We start from the raw sequence: 6,430 nt of genomic DNA, 5'->3' as shown, positions 1-6,430 counted from the left end.
ACCGCTGGTGTTCGGGTTGTGATGCCAATCGCATTGCCCGGTAGCTACGTTCGGAATCGATAAGCGCTGAAAGCATCTAAGCGCGAAGCGAGCCTCAAGATGAGTCATCTCTAGACCTTTAAGGTCTCTAAAGGGTTGTCGAAGACTACGACGTTGATAGGCAGGGTGTGTAAGTGCTGCGAGGCATTGAGCTAACCTGTACTAATTGCCCGTGAGGCTTAACCATACAACACCCAAGGGGTTTTACGGACTCCATAACGCTTGAATGCGTGTTAAGAACGATATTGTAACTAGTTAGATTTTCCCAGATTGTATTTATCGCCTGATGGCGGTGAATAACCCGAATTTGCTTGGCGACCATAGCATTATGGACCCACCTGATCCCATGCCGAACTCAGTAGTGAAACGTAATAGCGCCGATGGTAGTGTGGGGTCTCCCCATGTGAGAGTAGGTCATCGCCAGGCTTCAATTTTGAGAGCCCGTTGGTAACAACGGGCTTTTATTTCGCTCTAACGCCAAGCGGTGTGAGCGGAGTCAATATAAGGTTTTTATGTTTTAATCGAATGATTAAAAAGATGAAAATTTTATCTTGACTTAAAAATCAAGAAGCGTATTATACGCGTCCTGACTTGCTGAAGCGTTTAACGCTAAGGCGTTGAAAGTCAACGTTCTTTAACAATTTGACCATGCAATCTGTGTGGGCACTCGTGAAATGAATAGTCAAAAAAGATTATATCAATGAACTGAGTGACCAATACAAATAACAAGTTTACTTATTATTTGGCACAGTCAATTCGAATATCATGGCTAGCTTCTAGTTATCGATATTCAATCAGTATTCATTGAGCCGGTCGCAAGACTCACAAACTTTTAATTGAAGAGTTTGATCATGGCTCAGATTGAACGCTGGCGGCAGGCCTAACACATGCAAGTCGAGCGGTAACAGGAAGTAGCTTGCTACTTCGCTGACGAGCGGCGGACGGGTGAGTAATGCCTGGGAATATGCCTTGATGTGGGGGATAACTATTGGAAACGATAGCTAATACCGCATAATGCCTACGGGCCAAAGAGGGGGATCTTCGGACCTCTCGCGTCAAGATTAGCCCAGGTGGGATTAGCTAGTTGGTGGGGTAAAGGCTCACCAAGGCGACGATCCCTAGCTGGTCTGAGAGGATGATCAGCCACACTGGAACTGAGACACGGTCCAGACTCCTACGGGAGGCAGCAGTGGGGAATATTGCACAATGGGGGAAACCCTGATGCAGCCATGCCGCGTGTATGAAGAAGGCCTTCGGGTTGTAAAGTACTTTCAGCAGTGAGGAAGGTGGTAGTGTTAATAGCACTATCATTTGACGTTAGCTGCAGAAGAAGCACCGGCTAACTCCGTGCCAGCAGCCGCGGTAATACGGAGGGTGCGAGCGTTAATCGGAATTACTGGGCGTAAAGCGCATGCAGGCGGTCTGTTAAGCAAGATGTGAAAGCCCGGGGCTCAACCTCGGAACAGCATTTTGAACTGGCAGACTAGAGTCTTGTAGAGGGGGGTAGAATTTCAGGTGTAGCGGTGAAATGCGTAGAGATCTGAAGGAATACCGGTGGCGAAGGCGGCCCCCTGGACAAAGACTGACGCTCAGATGCGAAAGCGTGGGGAGCAAACAGGATTAGATACCCTGGTAGTCCACGCCGTAAACGATGTCTACTTGGAGGTTGGTGTCTTGAACACTGGCTTTCGGAGCTAACGCGTTAAGTAGACCGCCTGGGGAGTACGGTCGCAAGATTAAAACTCAAATGAATTGACGGGGGCCCGCACAAGCGGTGGAGCATGTGGTTTAATTCGATGCAACGCGAAGAACCTTACCTACTCTTGACATCCAGAGAATTCGCTAGAGATAGCTTAGTGCCTTCGGGAACTCTGAGACAGGTGCTGCATGGCTGTCGTCAGCTCGTGTTGTGAAATGTTGGGTTAAGTCCCGCAACGAGCGCAACCCTTATCCTTGTTTGCCAGCACRTAATGGTGGGAACTCCAGGGAGACTGCCGGTGATAAACCGGAGGAAGGTGGGGACGACGTCAAGTCATCATGGCCCTTACGAGTAGGGCTACACACGTGCTACAATGGCGTATACAGAGGGCTGCCAACCAGCGATGGTGAGCGAATCCCAGAAAGTACGTCGTAGTCCGGATTGGAGTCTGCAACTCGACTCCATGAAGTCGGAATCGCTAGTAATCGTGGATCAGAATGCCACGGTGAATACGTTCCCGGGCCTTGTACACACCGCCCGTCACACCATGGGAGTGGGCTGCACCAGAAGTAGATAGCTTAACCTTCGGGAGGGCGTTTACCACGGTGTGGTTCATGACTGGGGTGAAGTCGTAACAAGGTAGCCCTAGGGGAACCTGGGGCTGGATCACCTCCTTAAACGATAGACTGCTTGTTTGATGCAGTGTCCACACAGATTGCTTGGTAAAATAGTTTTAGAAATAGCGAAAGCGCTAATGAATAACGTCAGTTATTGATTAACGCTTTTTGCGTTATGCTCTTTAACAATCTGGAAAGCTGACTAGTAAATTGAATCAATAGATTCAATTACAATAGTTTTTATCTTAATGATAGAAACGAGTTCTCAAAACAACACACATTCAAGTGTCTTGTGTAGAGTCCGGCGAAAAACCAATTTGTATCCTTATCAGATACACAACCTTGGTTGTTTGAACATACAGACCTCTTGGGGTTGTATGGTTAAGTGACTAAGCGTACACGGTGGATGCCTTGGCAGTCAGAGGCGATGAAGGACGTATTAACTTGCGATAAGCCCAGTTTAGATAGTAAAAATCACTTGAGACTGGGATTTCCGAATGGGGAAACCCAACTGCATAAGCAGTTATCGTTACGTGAATACATAGCGTAACGAGGCGAACCGGGGGAACTGAAACATCTAAGTACCCCGAGGAAGAGAAATCAACCGAGATTCCGACAGTAGCGGCGAGCGAAATCGGATTAGCCCTTAAGCTAGTCTTGCGTTAGGTGAATGTGCTGGAAAGCTTGGCGATACAGGGTGATAGCCCCGTAACCGACAACGCATTATTAGTGAAAACGAGTAGGACGGGACACGTGATATCCTGTTTGAACATGGGGGGACCATCCTCCAAGGCTAAATACTCCTGACTGACCGATAGTGAACCAGTACCGTGAGGGAAAGGCGAAAAGAACCCCTGTGAGGGGAGTGAAATAGAACCTGAAACCGTGTACGTACAAGCAGTAGGAGCCCACTTGTTGGGTGACTGCGTACCTTTTGTATAATGGGTCAGCGACTTAATTTTAGTAGCAAGGTTAACCGTTTAGGGGAGCCGTAGGGAAACCGAGTCTTAACTGGGCGTCATAGTTGCTAGGATTAGACCCGAAACCAGGTGATCTAGCCATGGGCAGGTTGAAGGTGAGGTAACACTTACTGGAGGACCGAACCGACTAATGTTGAAAAATTAGCGGATGACTTGTGGCTAGGGGTGAAAGGCCAATCAAACCTGGAGATAGCTGGTTCTCCCCGAAAGCTATTTAGGTAGCGCCTCGGACGAATACTACTGGGGGTAGAGCACTGTTAAGGCTAGGGGGTCATCCCGACTTACCAACCCTTTGCAAACTCCGAATACCAGTAAGTACTATCCGGGAGACACACGGCGGGTGCTAACGTCCGTCGTGGAGAGGGAAACAACCCAGACCGCCAGCTAAGGTCCCAAAGTTATAGCTAAGTGGGAAACGATGTGGGAAGGCTCAGACAGCCAGGATGTTGGCTTAGAAGCAGCCATCATTTAAAGAAAGCGTAATAGCTCACTGGTCGAGTCGGCCTGCGCGGAAGATTTAACGGGGCTAAGCTATACACCGAAGCTGCGGCAATATGACTTGTCATATTGGGTAGGGGAGCGTTCTGTAAGCCGTTGAAGGTGGTCTGTAAGGGCTGCTGGAGGTATCAGAAGTGCGAATGCTGACATGAGTAACGATAAAGGGAGTGAAAAACTCCCTCGCCGGAAGATCAAGGGTTCCTGTCCAACGTTAATCGGGGCAGGGTAAGTCGACCCCTAAGGCGAGGCCGAAAGGCGTAGTCGATGGGAAACAGGTTAATATTCCTGTACTGCTTATAACTGCGATGGGGGGACGGAGAAGGCTAGGTGGGCTTGGCGACGGTCGTCCAAGTTCAAGGGTGTAGGCTGATAGTTTAGGCAAATCCGGACTATCTTAAGGCTGAGACCTGATGTCGAGTCACTACGGTGATGAAGTCATTGATGCCATGCTTCCGGGAAAAGCCTCTAAGCGATAGGTTATAAGTAATCGTACTCCAAACCGACACAGGTGATCAGGTAGAGAATACCAAGGCGCTTGAGAGAACTCGGGTGAAGGAACTAGGCAAAATGGTACCGTAACTTCGGGAGAAGGTACGCTCCTCGCGGTGATGAGACTTGCTCTCTAAGCTGTCGGGAGTCGCAGATACCAGGTGGCTGCAACTGTTTATTAAAAACACAGCACTGTGCAAAATCGAAAGATGACGTATACGGTGTGACGCCTGCCCGGTGCCGGAAGGTTAATTGATGGGGTTAGACTTAGGTCGAAGCTCTTGATCGAAGCCCCGGTAAACGGCGGCCGTAACTATAACGGTCCTAAGGTAGCGAAATTCCTTGTCGGGTAAGTTCCGACCTGCACGAATGGCGTAATGATGGCCACGCTGTCTCCACCCGAGACTCAGTGAAATTGAAATCGCAGTGAAGATGCTGTGTACCCGCGGCTAGACGGAAAGACCCCGTGAACCTTTACTACAGCTTGGCACTGAACATTGACCCTACATGTGTAGGATAGGTGGGAGGCTTCGAAGCGCAGTCGCTAGATTGCGTGGAGCCGTCCTTGAAATACCACCCTTGTATGCTTGATGTTCTAACGTCGCCCCCTTATCGGGGGTGCGGACAGTGCCTGGTGGGTAGTTTGACTGGGGCGGTCTCCTCCCAAAGAGTAACGGAGGAGCACGAAGGTGGGCTAATCACGGTCGGACATCGTGAGGTTAGTGCAATGGCATAAGCCCGCTTGACTGCGAGAATGACAATTCGAGCAGGTGCGAAAGCAGGTCATAGTGATCCGGTGGTTCTGAATGGAAGGGCCATCGCTCAACGGATAAAAGGTACTCCGGGGATAACAGGCTGATACCGCCCAAGAGTTCATATCGACGGCGGTGTTTGGCACCTCGATGTCGGCTCATCACATCCTGGGGCTGAAGTCGGTCCCAAGGGTATGGCTGTTCGCCATTTAAAGTGGTACGCGAGCTGGGTTTAGAACGTCGTGAGACAGTTCGGTCCCTATCTGCCGTGGGCGTTAGATGATTGAGAGGGGCTGCTCCTAGTACGAGAGGACCGGAGTGGACGAACCGCTGGTGTTCGGGTTGTGATGCCAATCGCATTGCCCGGTAGCTACGTTCGGAATCGATAAGCGCTGAAAGCATCTAAGCGCGAAGCGAGCCTCAAGATGAGTCATCTCTAGACCTTTAAGGTCTCTAAAGGGTTGTCGAAGACTACGACGTTGATAGGCAGGGTGTGTAAGTGCTGCGAGGCATTGAGCTAACCTGTACTAATTGCCCGTGAGGCTTAACCATACAACACCCAAGGGGTTTTACGGACTCCATAAACGCTTGAATGCGTGTTTGGACTTGATATTGTAACTAGTTAGATTTTCCCAGATTGTATTTATCGCCTGATGGCGGTGAATAAACCCGAATTTGCTTGGCGACCATAGCATTATGGACCCACCTGATCCCATGCCGAACTCAGTAGTGAAACGTAATAGCGCCGATGGTAGTGTGGGGTCTCCCCATGTGAGAGTAGGTCATCGCCAGGCTTCAAATTTGAGAGCCCGTTGGCAACAACGGGCTTTTATTTCGCTCTAGCGCCAAGTGGTGTGAGCGGAGTCAACATAAGGTTTTTATGTTTTAATCGAATGATTAAAAAGATGAAAATTTTATCTTGACTTAAAAATCAAGAAGCGTATTATACGCGTCCTGACTTGCTGAAGCGTTTAACGCTAAGGCATTGAAAGTCAACGTTCTTTAACAATTTGACCATGCAATCTGTGTGGGCACTCGTGAAATGAATAGTCAAAACTATTCATTGTTACTTTTTAAGTAAGAATGAATTTGGCATCAATGAACTGAGTGACCAATACAAATAACAAGTTTACTTATTATTTGGCACAGTCAATTCGAATATCATGACTAGCTTCTAGTTATCGATATTCAATCAGTATTCATTGAGCCATCAAAAACTTTAAATTGAAGAGTTTGATCATGGCTCAGATTGAACGCTGGCGGCAGGCCTAACACATGCAAGTCGAGCGGTAACAGGAAGTAGCTTGCTACTTCGCTGACGAGCGGCGGACGGGTGAGTAATGCCTGGGAATATGC

At 48.8% G+C, this 6,430-nt stretch carries 6 rRNA genes; all 6 read left to right on the top strand.

The window, feature by feature from the left end:
- Positions 1–226: ribosomal RNA gene (locus L4C35_RS00550) — 23S ribosomal RNA — on the top strand; the annotation flags it as partial.
- Between the two features lie 123 nt (positions 227–349).
- Positions 350–465: ribosomal RNA gene (rrf, locus tag L4C35_RS00545) — 5S ribosomal RNA — on the top strand.
- 407 nt (positions 466–872) lie between these two features.
- Positions 873–2,415 (top strand): 16S ribosomal RNA (locus L4C35_RS00540).
- Between the two features lie 319 nt (positions 2,416–2,734).
- Positions 2,735–5,626 (top strand): 23S ribosomal RNA (locus tag L4C35_RS00535).
- A gap of 126 nt (positions 5,627–5,752) precedes the next feature.
- Positions 5,753–5,868, top strand: a 5S ribosomal RNA gene (gene rrf / locus L4C35_RS00530).
- Positions 5,869–6,295: 427 nt separating this feature from the next.
- Positions 6,296–6,430 (top strand): 16S ribosomal RNA (locus tag L4C35_RS00525); the annotation flags it as partial.

This window comes from Photobacterium kagoshimensis (assembly GCF_050337045.1).
GTDB lineage: Bacteria > Pseudomonadota > Gammaproteobacteria > Enterobacterales > Vibrionaceae > Photobacterium > Photobacterium kagoshimensis.
Note: the sequence above shows the minus strand (reverse complement) of the source record. Positions and strands in the feature narration are given on the sequence as shown.